Source organism: Pseudomonas bananamidigenes (assembly GCF_001679645.1).
In the GTDB taxonomy this organism is placed as follows: domain Bacteria; phylum Pseudomonadota; class Gammaproteobacteria; order Pseudomonadales; family Pseudomonadaceae; genus Aquipseudomonas; species Aquipseudomonas bananamidigenes.
Genome location: NZ_LRUN01000055.1, coordinates 1 through 17900 on the forward strand (window position 1 = coordinate 1; position 17900 = coordinate 17900).

Genomic DNA, 17900 nt, shown 5'->3' on the forward strand with positions numbered 1-17900 from the left:
GAGCCTGCTCGCGAAACCGTCGACCTCAAGGGCTGACGTGATACGGATTCCTCGGATCATGATTCCAGTCCAGAAACGGCTTGCCCGTTTCCATCGGCACCATCTCGATGCAGTCCGCCACCGGGCAGGTGATCTGGCACAGATTGCAGCCCACGCACTCATCGTCGATCACTTCATATTTGTGCGTGCCATCGGCCTGCTTCAGGCTGGCGATCGCCTGATGTGACGTGTCTTCGCAGGCGATGTGGCAACGTCCGCAGCCGATGCATGCCTCCTGGTCGATCTTCGCAATCACCTGATAATTGATATCCAGGTACTTCCAGTCGGTGGTGTTACCCACCGCGCGCCCGGAAAATTCGGCGATGCTGGTGTAGCCCTGACTGTCCATCCAGCGCGACAAGCCGTCCTTCATCTCTTCGACAATCCGGAAGCCGTGGAGCATCGCCGCCGTGCACACCTGTACCGCACCGCTGCCCAGAGCGATGAACTCCGCCGCATCGCGCCAACTGCCGATGCCGCCAATGCCGCAGATCGGCAGGCCTTGGGTCTGCGGATCGCGGGCGATCTCCGCGACCATGTTCAAAGCGATCGGTTTGACCGCCGAGCCGCAATAACCACCATGGGTGCTTTTACTGCCGACGGTGGGCAGGGCGACCATGTGTTCCAGATCCACGCTGGTGATCGAGTTGATGGTGTTGATCAGCGACACCGCATCGGCGCCGCCACGATGTGCGGCGCGGGCGGCGACGCGGATGTCGGTGATGTTCGGTGTGAGTTTGACGATCACCGGCAGCGAGCAATAGGTCTTGCACCAGCGCGTGACCTGCTCGACGTACTCCGGCACCTGGCCGACCGCCGCGCCCATGCCGCGTTCGGGCATGCCGTGGGGGCAGCCGAAATTCAGCTCGATGCCGTCGGCGCCGGTGGCTTCAACCAGCGGCAGGATGTGTTTCCACGACTCTTCGACGCACGGCACCATCAGCGATACGATCAGCGCGCGATCCGGCCAGTCCTTCTTCACCTGGGTGATTTCCCGCAGGTTGATTTCCAGCGAGCGGTCGGTGATCAGTTCGATGTTGTTGATGCCCAGCACTTCGCGGTTGGCGCCGTAGTGCGCCGAGTAGCGCGAGGACACGTTGACCGCCGCCGGGTCTTCACCCAGGGTTTTCCAGACCACGCCGCCCCAGCCCGCCTCGAAGGCACGCACTACGTTGTAGGCCTTGTCGGTCGGCGGCGCGGAGGCCAGCCAGAACGGGTTGGGGGCTTTGATGCCGGCGAAGACAATCGAAAGATCGGCCATTTACGCAGCCTCCACGTTGAGCATCAGTTGAGCGTTGATCGCCTCGGCGGCGCGCTTGCCGTGTTGCACCGCTTGCACGGTGAGGTCCTGATCGAGGCTGGTGCAGTCGCCGCCGGCATACACGCCGGGGATGCTGGTGCGCAGGTGTTCATCGACCTGAATCCGTTCGCCCTGACGCTTGAGTTCACGGGCCAGCGGATCGGTGAGGGCGCTGCCGTCGAAGGCCTGGCCAATGGCTTTGAAGATCGCATCGGCGACCAGCTCGAACGTCTCGCCCGTGGTTTGCAGCCGACCTTCCACCAGATGTGTGCGGGCGAAGCGCATGCCGCGCACCTTGCCCTGTTCGTCGAGCAGCACCTCGTCAGGTTGTGCCCAGGTCAGCAGCCGCACCTGATTGGCCTTGGCGATGTCCTGTTCGTGGCCGGTGGCGCCCATGTCCGCTGCGCCGCGGCGATAGACCAGGTTGACGTCGCGGGCACCGAGGCGAGCCATTTGCACGGCCATGTCGATGGCGGTGTTGCCGGCGCCGAGGACGATGCAGCGCTCGGCCAGCGGCAGTTGCGACAGGTCATCGGCCTGTCGCAGTTCACGGATGTAGTCGGTGGCAGCGAGCAGGCCGGGGGCATCTTCGTGGGCCAGGCCGAGTTGCTTGCTGGCATTGAGGCCAAGGCCGAGGAACACCGCGTCGAATTGTTGATGCAGTTCACTCAGGGTCAGGTTTTCGCCGAGCTTCTGCCCGTGGCGGATTTCGATGCCGCCGATTTGCAGGAGGAAATCCAGCTCCTTCTGCGCGTAGTCGTCCACCAGCTTGTATTTGGCGATCCCATACTCGTTGAGCCCGCCAGCCTTTTTCCGGGCCTCGAAAATCACCACGTCATGGCCGTGCATCGCACTGCGATGGGCGCAGGACAATCCCGCCGGGCCGGCTCCGACCACGGCAATGCGCTTGCCTGTGGCGGCGGCGCGCTGGAACGGGTGCTCGCTGAAGTGCGCGTTGTCCACGGCGTAGCGTTGCAGCAGACCGATCAGCACCGGCGCGCATTCCTGGGCGTTATTGCGCACGCAGGCTTGCTGGCAAAGAATCTCGGTCGGACAGACCCGCGCACAACTGCCGCCGAGAATGTTCGCCGAGAGGATTTTCTGTGCCGCACCCGGCACGTTGTCCTGATGGATATTGCGGATGAACGACGGGATATCGATCTCGCTCGGGCACGCATTCACGCACGGTGCGTCGTAGCAATACAGGCAGCGCGAGGCTTCCAGATGCGCCTGACGTGCGTTGAGCGGTGGCGCCAGATCGGTGAAATGGCCGGCGAGGGCGTCTGCACTTTCGTGCGGATGCGGGAGGTGGTTCAGGGACTCGATCACGGTTTTTTGCCTCACGGTTATTTGAGGTTTTCTGCCTCTGTCGGGCAGTGGTTTTTGTGTTGTGTATGCGACCGCCTTCGCGAGCAAGCTCGCTCCCACATTTGGAATGCACTTCCCTGTGGGAGCTAGCTTGCTAGCGAAGGCCGAAGGCTTGGATTTCAGCGTTTAACCGCAACCGGCCTGTGCATCTCAGCCCGCTTGCTCAGCAAATCGAACACCGCCGGATACGCCGGCCGTTCGATATACCGGCCCGCCCCGCGCTCGGCGCGCAGGTCGCCGTCGGCCCAGACCACTTTCCCCTGGCTGACGGTATGACTCGGCACCCCGCGCACGGTCTTGCCTTCGAAAATGTTGAAGTCCACCTGTTGATGGTGGGTCTTGGCGGAGATGGTGCGGGTGCCTTGCGGGTCCCACAGCACCAGGTCGGCATCGGCGCCGACGCGGATCGCACCCTTGCGCGGGTAGAGGTTGAAGATCTTGGCGGTGTGGGTGGAGGTGAGGGCAACGAATTCCTGCATCGACAAGCGCCCGCTGTTCACCCCTTCATCCCACAACACCGCCATGCGGTCTTCGATCCCGGCGGTGCCGTTGGGGATCTTGCTGAAGTCGTCGCGCCCGGCGGCTTTCTGCTCGGCACAGAAGCAGCAATGGTCGGTGGCGGTGGTGTGCAGATTGCCGCTCTGCAGCCCATGCCACAGGGCTTCCTGATGCCCGCGCGGACGGAACGGCGGGCTCATCACGTAACCGGCGGCGGTCTGCCAGTCCGGGTGCTGGTAGACGCTGTCGTCCAGCAGCAGATGCCCGGCCAGCACTTCACCGTAGACCGGTTGACCCTTGCTGCGGGCGTAGGTGATTTCGTCGAGGGCTTCCTTGGTCGAGACATGCACAAGGTACAACGGCGTGCCGATGGTCTCCGCGATACGGATCGCCCGGCTCGCGGCTTCGCCTTCGACCTGCGAGGGCCGCGACAGCGGATGCGCTTCCGGCCCGGTGATGCCCTGGGCCATCAACTTGCGTTGCAGGTGATAGACCAGCTCACCGTTTTCCGCGTGCACGGTCGGCACCGCGCCGAGTTCCAGGCAACGCTCGAAGCTCGCCACCAGCGTGTCGTCGGCGGCCATGATCGCGTTCTTGTAGGCCATGAAATGCTTGAAGCTGTTGATCCCGTGGTGGCTGACCAGTTCGGCCATTTCCTCACGCACCTGCTCGCTCCACCAGGTGATCGCGACGTGAAAGCCATAGTCCGACGCCGACTTCTGCGCCCAGCCACGCCACTGATGAAAGGCTTCGAGCAGCGACTGCTGCGGATTGGGAATCACGAAATCGATGATCGACGTGGTGCCGCCGGCCAGGCCTGCGGCGGTGCCGCTGTAGAAGTCTTCGCTGGCCACGGTGCCCATGAACGGCAGTTGCATGTGGGTGTGCGGATCGATGCCGCCGGGCATCAGGTATTGGCCGCTGCCGTCGAGCACTTCGGCGCCGGCGGGAACCTCCAGGTTTTCACCAATGGCTTTGATCACGCCGTCAGCGCAATAGACATCGGCGCGATAACTTTCATCATGGGTAACAATGGTGGCGCCACGGATCAACAGAGACATTCCGAGTTCCTCGCAGGCATGACCGACTTGTGCCGGTTCTGGTGCTTTTATTGTTTGCAGCGCCATATGCGTAATCTTGTCAGCGCTGTCAGGAATAGACGCTAGTCGCAGTTCCGCAATTGATCAAGATTATTTTTTATAAGCTTATGATTGTTTTAACTAACTGATAAATAACGATAAAAATCATGAATCACCAAAATGGTGAGGCACTTCACCAATTTGACGCACTTGACAGGTTGGAAATATGAGCAAGATTTCCTATGTGAAATCAGCCGCTTGAAGTTGAGCTGCGGCTGAGCGCCCACGATGAAAAAAAGTGCAGTGCACCAGATTGAGTCCTGACAGTTCGGACAACTTGCCTGGCATTTGGCCTGAGTGTTCAGTCAAGTGTTCGCGGCCTCACCCGGTGAATAATTAAAACTGATAAACATCAGTTGGTTACAAGAAATGAAAAGCACGGCCCGATGCGAAAGCGGGGCACCCGGCACGTTTATTGATGCCGCCGCTGACACCATGGCCGGTGCATGAAGGTTGTCAGTTCCTCCGGCCATCGTCCGGCTCGCACCTGCGCGTGCAGCCGCCTGATGAGCAAAAAATAATCAGAAGAAACAGTGGAGCGGCCATGCAACAGAACAGATCGCAAGTGACCGAGCGCGACGGCTTGTTCGAACTCGACGCCGGCAGCGACGTCCTCGACAGTCCCCGTTACAACCACGACATGGCACCGACCAGGGTGCGCGAACGAACCTGGAACAAATGGCACATCACCGCCCTGTGGGTCGGCATGTCGATCTGCGTGCCGACCTACACCCTGGGTGGCGTGCTCACCGCGTATTTCGGTCTGACCGTCGGCGAGGCGCTGCTGGCGATTCTGTTCGCCAACATCATCGTGCTCATTCCGCTGACGCTGAATGCTTTCCCCGGCACCAAATACGGCATTCCGTTTCCGGTGCTGCTGCGTTCGTCGTTCGGGATTCTCGGCTCCAACGTGCCCTGCCTGATCCGGGCCTTGGTGGCGTGCGGCTGGTTCGGCATCCAGACCATGTTCGGCGGGCTGGCGATTCACCTGTTTCTTGGTTCGATCTTCGAGGGCTGGAAATCCCTCGGTGGCACGGGGGAAGTGATCGGTTTCATGATCTTCTGGACGCTTAACCTGTGGGTGGTGATCCGTGGCGCCGAGTCGATCAAATGGCTGGAAACCCTGTCGGCGCCCCTGCTGGTGGCAGTCGGCATCGGGCTGCTGGTGTGGGCCATGCCGAATGTGTCGATGACCGAACTGCTGGCGATTCCGCCAAAACGTCCCGAGGGCGCAAGCTTGGTCAGTTATTTTGCTGCCGGGCTGACAGCGATGGTGGGCTTCTGGGCCACCCTGTCGCTGAACATTCCCGACTTCAGCCGTTATGCCCGCAGCCAGAAGGATCAGATCCTCGGACAGATTTTCGGCCTGCCGCTGACCATGTTCCTGTTCGCTGCGCTTGGCGTGGTGATGACCGCGGCGTCGGTGAAACTGGTGGGCGTCAGCGTTTCCGATCCGGTGACGCTGATCGGTCATATCCAGAGCCCGGTGTGGGTCGCGGTGGCCATGGCGCTGATCATCATCGCCACGCTGTCGACCAACACCGCCGCCAACATCGTTTCGCCGACCAACGACTTTCAGAACATCGCGCCCAAGGTCATCAACCGCACCAGTGCGGTGATCCTCACCGGTCTCGTCGGTCTGGCGCTGATGGGCCATGAGCTGCTGAAGAAGCTCGGCTGGATCGTCTCGGACCTGAGTCTGGAAACCGTGTATTCGAACTGGCTGCTGGGTTATTCCAGCCTGCTCGGGCCGATTGCCGGGATCATGGTGGTGGACTATTTCCTGATCAAGAAACAGCAACTGGACCTGGCCGGCCTGTACCGCGACGACGTGTATCCGGCATGGAACCGGGCCGGATTCATCGCCTTCGGCGTGCCGGTGGTGCTGACCCTGATGTCGCTGGGCAGCAGCGCGTTCAACTGGTTCTACAGCTACGGCTGGTTCACCGGCTCGGCGCTGGGCGGATTGATCTATTACGGGTTGTGCGCGATGCGGGCACAGCCTTCTGTCGTGAAATCACCGGTGTAGAGGAGGGCCTCATCGCGAGCAAGCTCGCTCCCACAGGTTTTCCGGTGGACACAGCATTTGTGTACGACTGCATTCCCTGTGGGAGCTGGCTTGCCAGCGATGGCGGCCAGACAGTCACCGCAGCGATATCCATAAGAAAACTGCCTGAGGAGATCCCCATGAACGCAGCCGTTGACGTTCTGCAATCGACCCATCAGCACATCAACCGCGACCGCCTGTGGGCGTCGCTCATGGAACTGGCCAGGCTCGGCGCCACGGTCAAGGGCGGGGTCTGTCGCCTGGCCCTGACCGACCTCGACCGCCAGGCCCGCGACCTGTTCGTGCAGTGGTGCAAGGACGCCGGTTGCAGCGTCTCGGTCGATGAAGTCGGCAACATCTTCGCCCGTCGGCCCGGTCGCAATCCGAACCTGCCGCCGGTGATGACCGGCAGCCATATCGATACCCAGCCCACCGGCGGCAAGTTCGACGGCTGCTTCGGCGTGCTGGCCGGGGTCGAAGTGTTGCGCACCCTAAATGATCTCGGCGTGGAAACCGAGGCACCGCTGGAAGTGGTGGTCTGGACCAATGAAGAAGGCTCGCGCTTCGCCCCGTGCATGATGGGCTCCGGTGTGTTCGCGGAAAAATTCACCCTCGAAGAAACCCTGGCCAAGGTCGATGCCGACGGCGTGACCGTTGGCGAAGCGCTGAACGCCATCGGTTACGCCGGGCCACGCAAGGTCAGCGGCCACAAGGTCGGCGCCTATTTCGAGGCGCATATCGAGCAAGGCCCGATTCTGGAGGACGAGCAGAAAACCATCGGCGTAGTACTCGGCGCGCTGGGACAGAAGTGGTTCGACCTGAAGTTGCGTGGCGTCGAAGCCCACGCCGGTCCGACCCCGATGCATCTGCGCAAGGATGCTCTGGTCGGTGCTTCGGTGATCGTCGGTGCGGTCAATCGCGCCGCCCTCGGCCACCAACCCCACGCCTGCGGCACGGTCGGTTGCCTGCAGGCCTATCCGGGCTCGCGCAACGTCATCCCTGGCGAAGTGCGCATGACCCTCGATTTCCGGCATCTGGAGCCGGCACGCCTCGACTCGATGATCGCCGAGGTCAAGCAAGTCATCGAAACCACCTGCGAAGAACACGGCCTGACCTATGAACTGACCCCGACCGCCGACTTCCCGCCGCTGTACTTCGAAAAAGGCTGCGTCGAAGCCGTGCGCGGCGCTGCCAAAGGTCTGGGCCTGTCACACATGGACATCGTCAGCGGCGCCGGCCACGACGCGATCTTCCTCGCCGAACTCGGCCCGGCCGGGATGATCTTCGTGCCGTGCGAGGGCGGCATCAGCCACAACGAAATCGAAAACGCCGCGCCGGACGATCTGGCGGCCGGTTGTGCGGTGTTGCTGCGGGCGATGCTGGCAGCTTCCGCAGCGGTGGCGGGAGGACAGCAGGCGGCCTGACTTCAGACGGTCATCAGCCAGCACACAAGTTGCTTGCTGGCCGACCCCAGGGTCAGCCAGCAAGGATTGAGTCATTTGCTACCGATTGAATGGTGGGCCGGACTGGCCGTTATCAAGCCTTCGATCCTGTGCAAAGCGCTATTGAAACCGGGGCTGAGCATGAACGCGGGCGGGTGAACCGATTACACGGCATTGTCGGTTTTACTCGCCGCGCCTTTACGCCGCTCAACGCCATTCGGGTTGCCAACGTCCAGCAACCGTCTTTCCACCATTACCTTTTCAAGCGCCTGACGCTCGACCGGCGCCATCTGGTGCTCGCGCTTTTTCAGCTCCAGCAGAATGGGGGTGGACCAAGTGCGATAGGTCTGTTCGATAGTGCTGCGGGATGTCATCAGTCTCTCCTTGATCAAGAGCCCGGTGGGGCCGGCAGGGGCTCAATCCGATGAGGTACTGACGTTAGTCGACAGCTTCCGAGTTCGCCAATGCACCGCGATTCCCGTGGGAGCGAGCCTGCTCGCGAACGAAGTGGAACAGTCAACAAATCTGTGTCTGATACTCCGTTTTCGCGATCAGGCTCGCTCCCACAAATTTTTTCCTCGCCAGCGAGTCAATCGTCGACCTTCATCATCGCCTGCACTCCCTCCCACGCCTCGGCCCGCATCCGCTCGATATCCAGCCCCGGAATCACTCCGTCATCGACGACGATCCGCCCGCCCACCAGGCTGTATTTCACGGCAATCGGCTCACCCGCGACGACCGGTGCGACGGCGCTGTCGTGGAAGCCGTAGAAACGTGGATGGTCGAGGCTGTAGATCACCAGATCAGCCGCCTGGCCGACTTCCAGTGTGCCGACCGCGCCGAGGCCGAGTACTTGCGCGCCGCCCGCCGTGCCCCAGTGAATCACGTCTTCGGCGGTGGTGGCCGAAGCGCCTTGTCCGGCGCGGTGGATCAGCCATGCGGTGTTGGCTTCGCCGACCATGCTCCCGGATTCGTTGGAGGCCACGCCGTCGACACCGAGGGAGATCGGCACGCCGGCCTCGTACATTTGCGGGATTGGCGCAACACCGCTGCCCAGCCGGGCATTGCTCACCGGGCAGTGGGAAACGCCGGTGCCGGTCTGGGCGAGCATTCGGATTTCCCCCGGTTGCAGGTGCACGGCATGGGCGAACCAGACGTCCGGGCCGAGCCATTCGTGTTCGGCGACGAACTCCACCGGCAGGCAGTTGTACTTGTCGCGGCAGAAATTCACGTAGTTCTGGGTTTCAGACAAATGCGTGTGCAGGCGCAGTCCCATGCCTCGGGCGGTGTGCGCCAGTTCGCGCAGCAGCGTCGGCGGCAGCGAGAAGGTCGGCGTGGTTGGCGCCACGACCACCCGGCGCAGGGCATCCGGTGTGTCCTGGTGGTAGCGTGTTTTCAGCCGTTCGATGTCACCGACCATTTGCTCCAGGGATTCCGGTTGCAGCGCAGTTTTCGAGAAGCCCGGATGCGCGCTCGCCGACTCCAGCGCACCGCCTCGGCAGAGCACGAAACGCAGGCCGAACTCCTCGGCAAGATCGAACAGCAAGTCGCCGGTCTCGGTGCTGCCGTGGGCGTGGTAGAGGTAGTGGTGATCGGCGCAGGTGGTGACGCCGGACAGCAGCAGCTCGACCATCCCCAGCCGTGCGGCGATCCGCGCCAGTTGCGGGGTGAAGCGGTTCAGGCGTGGATAGGGCACGCTCGCCAGCCAGCCTTGCAGGTCCTGATTCAAGCCTTCGGGCACGGCTTTGAGCAGGTTCTGGAACAGGTGATGGTGGGTATTGATCCAGCCCGGATAAACCACTGAGTTGCGCGCGTCGATCACCCGCTCACCGGGTTGTGGCTCAAGGTTCGCGGCCATTTGCGCGATGCGACCGTTGACCACGCGGATGTCCACGGCGCCGGCCCGGGCCCGGGGGCCGCGCAGGCCGGTCATCACCGCCACGGGATTTTTGATCAGGATGGTTTGAAGTCGAGTCATGGGCAGCTCCAGTCAGAGGATGTGCGAGGCGGATTTGCCGGAGGTGGTTTCTGGCACGCTGACGCCGTTGAGCGCCGCGTTGAGCAGCACCGACACCAGGCAGGCGATGACCACGCTGCTGTGCAGGAACGGCTGTGACCACTCGGGCAGTTGTTTGAACAGGGTCGGGGCGAGCACCGGCACCAGGGCGGCGGCGATGGTGAAGCCGACGATCAGCACGTTGTAGCGGTTGCGCTCGTAATCGACTTTGGCCAGGGTCTGGATGCCCGCCGCCGCGACCACGCCGAACATCGCAATGCCGGCACCGCCCAGCGCAGCGGTCGGCATCGAAGCAATGATTGCCCCGGCCTTGGGCACCAGTGCAATCGAGCACATCAGCAGGCCGCTGATCGCCACCACCCAACGGCTGCGCACGCCGGTCAGGATCACCAGCCCGACGTTTTCCATGAAGGCAATGAACGGAAACGCGGCGAACATCCCGGCGATGGTGCTGGCCAGGCCATTGGCGCGCAGGCCGTTGATCACCTGCCTGTCGTCCACCGGTTTGTCGACAATGTCTCCAATGGCCACAAACAGTCCCATGGACTCGACCATCTGCACGATCATCACCACCACCATGGTGGCGATGGGAATCAGGCTGAAGGTCGGCAGGCCGAAGTAGAACGGGTAAGGCACGGTCAGCCATGGCGCATCCTGCACACTGTGAAAATTGCCCATGCCCAGACCGTAAGCCAGACCGGCGCCCACCAGCATCCCCACCAGCACCGCCATGTTGCGCAGCAACGGGCTGCCGTAGCGGTTGACCAGCAGGATGGTCAACAACACCAGCACCGCTACGGCAAGAAAGGCCGGGGCGCCGAAATTGTTCGCGTTGCGCCCGCCGCCAACCCATTCATAGGCAATCGGGAACAGTTGCAAACCGATCACCGTGACGATGCAACCGGTCACCACCGGTGGAAAGAAGCGTCGCAAGCGACCCACGAACGGCGCCATCAGCAGCGTGAATATCCCCGCGCCGATCACGGCCCCGCAGACCCCGGCGAAGCCCACCTCCGGGTTGCTGCCGATGGCGATCACCGGCCCGACGCTGCTGAACGCCACGCCCTGCAGAATCGGCAGGCGCACGCCAAACTTCCAGAAACCGACGGTCTGCAACAGGGTGGCGATGCCGGAACAGAACAGTGTGGTGCTGATCAGCACCACCGTGTCGGCATGGGACATTTTCAGGGCACTGGCGACAATCAACGGCACGGCGATGGCGCCGATGTACGAGACGGCCATGTGCTGCAGGCCGAGGGTGAGCATCTGTCGCACCGGCAGGACGCGGTCGACGGGGTGGACGGTGGAGGAGGAACTGGCTGACGACATGGGGAATCACCTCTAGCTGTTGTTATTCGGTACAGAGGGGTATTCGTCTGATGTTGCTCGGTCGGTGACCAACCCGTGGCGAGGGAGCTTGCTCCCGCCGGGGCGCGTAGCGGCCCTTGCTTGGCATTTCGGGTCTGCTGCGCAGACCAGCGGGAGCAAGCTCCCTCGCCACAGGTGTGTTGCCGACCGGCCGTTTCAGTCATTCGTGCTGCGAAGCCGCCATCCACCGGCTCCGATGCCGGGTTTCAGCCGGCCAGGCAGGCGGCGAAGCCCTGGTTCAGCGCCGCCCGATCCAGGTCGCGGCCGATGAACACGATCTTGCTCGAGCGCGGCTCGCTGCCCCACAGGGTCGAGGCACGGAACTCCACCAGGCTGTGCACGCCTTGCAGCACGTAACGCTGGTCTTCGTTGGCCACCGCCAGCACGCCTTTCATACGGTACAGGTTGTCGGCCTGGGCGCTGCGCAATTCGCTGATCCAGCGGTGGAACGCCATCAGGTCGACGGCGCCGTCCACGGCGATGCCCACCGAGGACACGCTCGGGTCGTGCTCATGATCGGGTTCGTCATGGTGGTCGTGAGGGGCAGGTTCGGCGCCGATTTCCATCAGCTTCTGCGTGCATTCGAAGGCGCCGATGCCGAGGATTTTCGACAGATCGATCTGTGCGTGGGTGGAGGTCACCAGATCCGCCGTGGCGTTCAAACCACGGATCTTGCCGCGCAGGGTTTCTACCTCTTCAGCACTGACCAGATCGACCTTGTTGATGACAATGCGGTCCGCGCAGACGATCTGATCCACCGCCTGATTGTCGACGCCGTCCAGTTGCAGATCTTCCAGGTGCTGGGCGATGTGCCTGGCATCGACCATGGTCACGATGGCGTCGAGTTCGACGTCCTCGGCAATCGGGTCGTTGATGAAAAAGCTCTGGGCCACAGGGTACGGGTCGGCCAGACCGCTGGTCTCGATCAGGATGTGGTCCAGTCGCACCGGGCGCGCCACCAGTTCGCGGACAATCCGCACCAGGTCCTCGCGGACTTCGGCGGTGCAGCAGACACAGCCGTTGACCATTTCGTAGATCTCTTCGGTTTCGGAGCTGAGCACCAGATCGCCGTCGATGCCGACCTCGCCGAACTCGTTTTCGATCACCGCGATCTTGCGGCCATGATTCTCCTTGAGGATGTAGTTGAGCAGGGTGGTTTTGCCGGCACCGAGGAACCCGGTGAGGATGGTGACCGGGATTTTGGTGTTCGGGGTCGGGGCGTTGAAGGGGGTGTTCATTTGAGGCTCCTTGGTGTTTACCGGTGCACGATGAATTGAGTGATGACGCTTTACTGTGGGAGCTAGCTTGCTAGCGATAGCGGTGTGTCATTTAGCGGTGATGGCGACTGATCGACCGCCATCGCGAGCAAGCTCGCTCCCACAGGGTTCTGTGTGTTCACGCCATCGTCGGGCGGTGCCGGCATCGAGGCCGAACAGGTCGAGGACGCGACCGAGGCTGTGGTCGATCATTTGCCCCAGGCTGTCGGGGCGGGCGTAAAAGGCCGGCACCGGCGGGGCGATGATCCCGCCCATCTCGGTGACGGCGGTCATGTTGCGCAGGTGGGCGAGGGTCAGTGGCGTCTCGCGGGCCATCAGCACCAGAGTGCGGCGCTCCTTGAGGGTGACGTCGGCGGCGCGACCGATCAGCCCCGATGAGGTGCCGGTGGCGATTTCCGCCAGGGTGCGCATCGAACACGGTGCGACCACCATGCCCAGGCAACGGAACGAACCGCTGGCAATTCCGGCAGCCACGTCATCGGCGCGGTGGTAGTGGCTGGCGAGGGTGGTGACGTCCGCCAGCTTGTAGTCGGTTTCGTGAGTCATGGTCAGCAGCGCGGCACGGCTGATGATCAGGTGGCTTTCGATGTCCAGTTCGGCCAGCAGCTCCAGCAGGCGCACGCCGTAGATGAACCCGGACGCGCCGCTGATGCCGACCACCATCCGCCGACGGTTCACGATGGCAGACCGTCGAGCAGTTGCCGCGCGCGCTCGAGCACGTCCTGATCGAGCTGCGCCTTGATCCCGTCAAACCCCGAACCGCGTGTGGCATCCAGGCCCATGCGCGAGGTGGTGCCATTGACCGAGGATGACGGGTCCAACGGGCTGCCGGGCAAACCGTCGATGGTGAAGATGTCGAGGTGCGGCTGGAAATGCGTGGCCAGTGCCCACAGCACCTGGCTGTCGTCGGTGAGGTCAATGTCGCTGTCCACCGCGATCACGGTTTTCAGGTACGGATCCCAGCCGAGCAGCGCCAGCATGATCTGCCGGGCCTCGCCGTCGCGGCTCTGGTCCAGCGCCACGTAGCAATGAAAATGCGTGCCGGAATTGGGGTAATGCACGGCGGTGACGGCGGGGAAGCGTGCCTTGAGCTTCTCGCTCATTTCCGCTTCCCGGGGCAGCCGTGCGAGGGTCAGGTGTTCGGCGTAGCGGCCGCCCATCACGTCCACCAGCCACGCGTCCTTGCGCCGTAACAGGGTGTCGACGCGCAGCACGTTGTTGGTCGAGCGATCCGAGGAATAACCGCTGAATTCGCCGAACGGACCTTCTTCGGCATAGGCCGTCGGGTCGATGGCGCCTTCGAGTACAAACTCCGCGTACGCCGGAACGCCGATGCCATGGCGCGGGGTCTTGACCAGCTCCAGCGGCGCCCCGAACAACCCGCCCGCCACCGCGCGCTCATCGCTGCCGTAGGGCAGTCGTGCGGCGGCAGCGAGCATGAACAGCGGGTGTGCGCCGACCACCATGGCCACGCGCAATTCTTCGCCGCGTTCGCGGGCGGTCTGCAGCATCCGCCACAGGTGCCCTCGTGAATGCAGGCTGGTGGCCAAGGCCTGACGCGCATGGCGCATCGAGCGGTGGTAGCTCATGTTGGCGATGCCGGTGAGCGGGTCTTCGGCGATGATGATCGCGTTGGTGATGTAGGGGCCGCGATCACTGTCGAAATGCTTGAGCATCGGCAGCAGCGCCAGATCCAGCGCTTGACCTTCGAACACCTCGTCGAGCACCGGGCCGGTTTCGACGTAGCGCGGCGGGATCGGCTGGTTGGCGCGGGTCTGGAAGGTTTCGTGCAATTGCGCGGCACTGACGCCGAACAGCCGGGCGATACGCCGGCGGGAGGCAAACAGATTGGTCGCCACCGGCACATCGAGGTTGCCGACGTTTTCGCAGATCAACAGCGGATCGCGGCCCTGGGCGGCGAGGGTATCGACCAGGGCGGTGACGTCCTGATCGGCAGAAAGAGGCTGGGTGATGGTCAGCACATCGTCCGGGTACTGGCGGCGATAGGCATCGATGAATACGTGGAAATCCTGCGAGTCGCCGAGCGTCGAACGGGTCATGGTTTCACCTCGTAAAAAGCAGGCGCGCAGGGGTGAGGCTGGCGTTCGCCCGACAAGCCGTTGGCCTGCCGGTCGAGCGAACGCCGGGTCATCTTCGCACCTGTAAAGTCGCTGTGTTGCTGGTTGAACCCGGATCCCCTGTGGGAGCGAGCCTGCTCGCGAATGCGGTTTTTCATTCAACGTTGATGGTGACTGATTCACCGCTTTCGCGAGCAGGCTCGCTCCCACATTTCGGGTCCGTGTTTGCCTAGAGGTAGGTCGTGGTCAGACGAATGTCCGCCTCGGCCAGATCCCTGGGCGGCGGGGTCGGTTCGATCCCGCACAGCCGGGCGATGTTGTTGCCCAGGTAATCCTCAAGGTGATCCTCGTCGATGCCCAGGCCCTGAGGTGCCGGCGAGCACAATACTTCCAGCTCGCGCAGCCACATGCCCGGCTCGTTCGGCGGCGAGTCGGTGCCGAACACTATCTTGTTGCGCGGCAGCTCCTTGGCGAACTCGACGATCCGCGACTGGAAGCACCAGCCGGATTCGCAGTACACGTTCGGCGTGTCCATCGCCATCCAGAACGCCTCGAACGAATAGTTGCCGCCGGTCTGGATACCGAAGTGACCGATGATGAAATTAACCATCGGGAACTCGCGGATGATCGGGTAGAACATCGTCGGAATGGTGTACGGTCCGTCGCCGGTGTGGATCAGCACCACGATGTTGTACTTGGCGCAGACTTTCATCGCCGGACGCAGCCAGTCCAGTGCGCGGTCCGGGCGATAACCGTGCATGTTGGCGTGCAGCTTGAGCATCTTGAAGCCGTATTCCTTGATGTGGAATTCCAGCTCTGCCGCACCGTTTTCCGGTCCCCAGCGCGGGTTGAAGTTGAAGTTGCCGATGAAGCGGTCCGGGTACTTCACGCACAGTTCGGCGACGTAGGACATGTAGTCACGCACGCCCTCGCGGCCACGGCGGTTGCCGTCGCGATAACCGGTGTTGCCCGGTGGCGGCTGGATGAAACCCATGTCGATCCGGCGTGGCTTGCCGTTGATCATGTACGGGCCGTCCATCAGTTTGAGCATGCGCTCGCCGGTGAACGGTTCGCCGGTGTGGCGCCAGGCCTCGTCGACCAGGTTGGTGGGGTGCAGATGGGTGTCGATGATCATCGGTTCAGCTCCTGGCCAGTTGAGTGGTGACGGGGCGCTTGAGCTGCGCCTCTGCTTCGGAAACGGAACGCGGCGGCGGGGACGGCTCGAGGCCGATCATCCGTGCGGTGTTGTTGCCCAGGTAGTCTTCGAGGGTGTCCTCGTCGAGGTTCAGGCCCTGCGGTGGCTCGTGGCAGAGCACTTCGAGCAGGCGCAGCCACATGCCCGGTTCGTTCGGCGGGGTGTCGGTGCCGAACAGGATCTTGTGGGTCGGCAGGACCTTGGCGAACTCGACGATCCGCGATTGCAGGCACCAGCCGGACTCGCAGTAGACGTTGGGCAGCTCCATCGCCCACTGCATCGGTTCGAACACGTAGACGCCGCCGGTCTGCACGCCGAAGTGGGCCATGATGAAATCGACGTTGGGGAATTCCTTGATCATCGGCACCCATTCCGACGGGATGCTGTAAGGCCCGTCGCCGGTGTGCAGCTTGACCGGGATGCCCAGCTCGGCGCATTTCTCGAAGGCCGGGCGCACCCAGTCCAGCGCCCGGTCAGGCCGGTAGGCGTGCATGTTGGCCTGCATCTGCACCATCTTGAAACCGTGTTCCTTCACATAACGCTCGATCGCTTCGACACCGTTCTGCACGCCGCAGCGCGGGTTGTAGACGAAGCAACCGATGAAACGGTCCGGGTAGGTCTGGACCATTTTCAGGGTGTAGGCCATGTAGGCGTCGATGGATTCGCGACCCGACAGTTCGCCGTCGGTCCAGGTGTAAATGGTGTTGCCCTGGGGGGGCTGGATGAAGGCTTTATCGATGCGGCGAGGCTTGCCGTTGACCATGTACGGGCCATCCATCATCTCCAGCAGACGCTCGCCGGTGAACGGGTCACCGTCATGCCTCCAGGCGAGGTCCACCAGATCGGTGGGATAGCAGCTGATATCGATGATCATTGAAGTCGATCTCCTGATAGCGGGGAAGGGAGCCTTGCGGCTCACAGCATCCACGTCCCGGGTGATCGGCCGTTTCTATGCGCGGCAATCGCGCATTCCCTCGCCTGTTCGCATCCGGCCCGGGTGGGTGGTTGCTGGAGGCGAGTATTGGAAGGCGGGGGAGGGTTCGTACAATATTAATTGGGTGGGGTGGTGATACTTGTTCGATATGGTTTTGGTTTTTGTGGTGATAGTGATGGCCTCATCGCGAGCAAGCTCGCTCCCACAATTTGACTGCATTTACCCGTTGGAATGCCGCCACCCGTGGGAGCGAGCTTGCTCGCGAAGGCGTCAGAATTGTGTATGCAAAGCCAGCTGTTTGATCGCATCAACCACCGGCGCCACCCGCTCAGCCTGCCCATGGGGCCAAACCGCATACAGGTTGTAATGCGCCGCAATCTGCGCCTCGTTCAACGCCCTCAGCCGTCCGCTGCGCAAGGCATCGGCAGCCAACAGTCCCCGTACCAGACCCGCGCCGACGCCCGCCTCGGCCGCCGCAATCAGATTCGCCGCATTATCAAAAACCACCCGCGCCGGCGGTTCGGTCGGTGTCATTCCGGCCGCCTCCAGCCACGGAATCCACGACCTGCGCGTGTACCCCAGCAGCGGCAATTGAAGAATCTGCGCCGGGCTCAACGGCACCTGCAAACCATGCCGTTCCAGCAGTGCCGGGGACGCCACCGCCAGCACCCGGTCGCCGCAGATCTGCGTCATCTCGCAATCATCCCAATCGCCATAGCCATAGCGCAGCGACAGGTCCACCCGTTCGAACGTGCTGCGATCACTGCGCGGCATCGACAGGATCGTCACTTCGAAATCCGGCAGGCCGTCGAGCAGCTGCGGCAGGCGCGGATTGAGCCAGCTCTGCGCCAGTTCGCTGTCGACGTCGAGGGTCAGACGCTGGGCCACGCTGCGGTTCTTCACCGAGGACAACGCCCGGTCAATCTGCGCCAGACCATCCGACAGTACGCTGGCAAACAACTGCCCGGCATCGGTCAGGTTGCTGCCGCCGCCTTCGCGCACGAACAGCGGCTGGCCGATGAATTCTTCCAGGGCACGGATCTGCTGGCTGATCGCGCTGTGGGTCAGGTCGAGCTTGCGCGCAGCGCTGGAAAAACTGCCACTGCGCGCCGCGTGGATGAATGCGCTCATGGACTGCACCGACGGGTATCGCTTGTACATGTTGTTAGTCCTGCTTACACCGGTTGGCAGAAATCGT

At 62.6% G+C, this 17900-nt stretch carries 14 protein-coding genes; 2 read left to right on the top strand and 12 right to left on the bottom strand.

What is annotated here, in order from left to right; translation table 11 throughout:
• Window positions 1-25: 25 nt before the first annotated feature.
• The 3 genes from preA to hydA all read right to left on the bottom strand — a co-directional run bounded on the left by preA (window position 26) and on the right by hydA (window position 4266).
• On the bottom strand, window positions 26-1300 hold the full coding sequence (preA, locus tag BBF94_RS19335) for an NAD-dependent dihydropyrimidine dehydrogenase subunit PreA (RefSeq protein WP_065260577.1): 1275 nt from the start codon (window positions 1298-1300) through the stop codon (window positions 26-28).
• Window positions 1301-2668 (bottom strand): NAD(P)-dependent oxidoreductase, encoded by a 1368-nt coding sequence (locus BBF94_RS19340; protein WP_065260578.1) that lies wholly within the window; start codon window positions 2666-2668, stop codon window positions 1301-1303.
• Between the two features lie 158 nt (window positions 2669-2826).
• Window positions 2827-4266 (bottom strand): dihydropyrimidinase, encoded by a 1440-nt coding sequence (gene hydA, locus BBF94_RS19345; protein WP_065260579.1) that lies wholly within the window; start codon window positions 4264-4266, stop codon window positions 2827-2829.
• 622 nt (window positions 4267-4888) lie between these two features.
• Between hydA and BBF94_RS19350 the strand changes: the two genes are divergently transcribed.
• Window positions 4889-6373 carry an NCS1 family nucleobase:cation symporter-1 gene (locus tag BBF94_RS19350; protein ID WP_065260580.1) on the top strand — a complete coding sequence of 495 codons (1485 nt, stop codon included), beginning with the start codon at window positions 4889-4891 and terminating at the stop codon, window positions 6371-6373.
• A gap of 158 nt (window positions 6374-6531) precedes the next feature.
• Window positions 6532-7815, top strand: a complete 1284-nt coding sequence (locus BBF94_RS19355; RefSeq protein ID WP_065260581.1) for a Zn-dependent hydrolase — start codon at window positions 6532-6534, stop codon at window positions 7813-7815.
• Between the two features lie 182 nt (window positions 7816-7997).
• On the opposite strand, the gene BBF94_RS19360 is transcribed toward BBF94_RS19355, so the two are convergent.
• From BBF94_RS19360 to BBF94_RS19400, 9 genes are all read right to left on the bottom strand, one after another.
• On the bottom strand, window positions 7998-8207 hold the full coding sequence (locus tag BBF94_RS19360; RefSeq protein WP_065260582.1) for a hypothetical protein: 210 nt from the start codon (window positions 8205-8207) through the stop codon (window positions 7998-8000).
• 215 nt (window positions 8208-8422) lie between these two features.
• A complete protein-coding gene (locus BBF94_RS19365) occupies window positions 8423-9811 on the bottom strand; it encodes an amidohydrolase family protein (protein WP_065260583.1) in 1389 nt (462 codons plus the stop codon).
• 12 nt (window positions 9812-9823) lie between these two features.
• On the bottom strand, window positions 9824-11179 hold the full coding sequence (locus tag BBF94_RS19370; RefSeq protein ID WP_065260584.1) for a nucleobase:cation symporter-2 family protein: 1356 nt from the start codon (window positions 11177-11179) through the stop codon (window positions 9824-9826).
• A 245-nt stretch (window positions 11180-11424) separates the two neighbouring features.
• Complete coding sequence (locus BBF94_RS19375) at window positions 11425-12456, bottom strand: CobW family GTP-binding protein (protein WP_065260585.1); 1032 nt, start codon at window positions 12454-12456, stop codon at window positions 11425-11427.
• Window positions 12457-12543: 87 nt separating this feature from the next.
• Window positions 12544-13158, bottom strand: a complete 615-nt coding sequence (locus tag BBF94_RS19380) for a UbiX family flavin prenyltransferase (RefSeq protein ID WP_176704478.1) — start codon at window positions 13156-13158, stop codon at window positions 12544-12546.
• Between the two features lie 11 nt (window positions 13159-13169).
• Window positions 13170-14555 carry a UbiD family decarboxylase gene (locus BBF94_RS19385; RefSeq protein ID WP_065260587.1) on the bottom strand — a complete coding sequence of 462 codons (1386 nt, stop codon included), beginning with the start codon at window positions 14553-14555 and terminating at the stop codon, window positions 13170-13172.
• Window positions 14556-14802: 247 nt separating this feature from the next.
• Window positions 14803-15708: an amidohydrolase family protein gene (locus tag BBF94_RS19390; protein WP_065260588.1), complete on the bottom strand. Its 906-nt coding sequence runs from the start codon at window positions 15706-15708 to the stop codon at window positions 14803-14805.
• A 4-nt stretch (window positions 15709-15712) separates the two neighbouring features.
• Window positions 15713-16642: an amidohydrolase family protein gene (locus BBF94_RS19395; protein ID WP_065260589.1), complete on the bottom strand. Its 930-nt coding sequence runs from the start codon at window positions 16640-16642 to the stop codon at window positions 15713-15715.
• Window positions 16643-16972: 330 nt separating this feature from the next.
• Window positions 16973-17863, bottom strand: a complete 891-nt coding sequence (locus BBF94_RS19400) for a LysR substrate-binding domain-containing protein (RefSeq protein WP_065260590.1) — start codon at window positions 17861-17863, stop codon at window positions 16973-16975.
• Window positions 17864-17900 lie beyond the last annotated feature (37 nt).

Coding starts and splice junctions, on each gene's coding strand:
- BBF94_RS19360 (WP_065260582.1), bottom strand. CDS start 8,207: ATGACATCCCGCAGCACTATCGAACAGACCTATCGCACTTGGTCCACC.
- BBF94_RS19365 (WP_065260583.1), bottom strand. CDS start 9,811: ATGACTCGACTTCAAACCATCCTGATCAAAAATCCCGTGGCGGTGATG.
- BBF94_RS19370 (WP_065260584.1), bottom strand. CDS start 11,179: ATGTCGTCAGCCAGTTCCTCCTCCACCGTCCACCCCGTCGACCGCGTC.
- BBF94_RS19400 (WP_065260590.1), bottom strand. CDS start 17,863: ATGTACAAGCGATACCCGTCGGTGCAGTCCATGAGCGCATTCATCCAC.
- BBF94_RS19390 (WP_065260588.1), bottom strand. CDS start 15,708: ATGATCATCGACACCCATCTGCACCCCACCAACCTGGTCGACGAGGCC.
- BBF94_RS19395 (WP_065260589.1), bottom strand. CDS start 16,642: ATGATCATCGATATCAGCTGCTATCCCACCGATCTGGTGGACCTCGCC.
- preA (WP_065260577.1), bottom strand. CDS start 1,300: ATGGCCGATCTTTCGATTGTCTTCGCCGGCATCAAAGCCCCCAACCCG.
- BBF94_RS19385 (WP_065260587.1), bottom strand. CDS start 14,555: ATGACCCGTTCGACGCTCGGCGACTCGCAGGATTTCCACGTATTCATC.
- BBF94_RS19380 (WP_176704478.1), bottom strand. CDS start 13,158: ATGGTGGTCGGCATCAGCGGCGCGTCCGGGTTCATCTACGGCGTGCGC.
- BBF94_RS19355 (WP_065260581.1), top strand. CDS start 6,532: ATGAACGCAGCCGTTGACGTTCTGCAATCGACCCATCAGCACATCAAC.
- BBF94_RS19350 (WP_065260580.1), top strand. CDS start 4,889: ATGCAACAGAACAGATCGCAAGTGACCGAGCGCGACGGCTTGTTCGAA.
- hydA (WP_065260579.1), bottom strand. CDS start 4,266: ATGTCTCTGTTGATCCGTGGCGCCACCATTGTTACCCATGATGAAAGT.
- BBF94_RS19375 (WP_065260585.1), bottom strand. CDS start 12,456: ATGAACACCCCCTTCAACGCCCCGACCCCGAACACCAAAATCCCGGTC.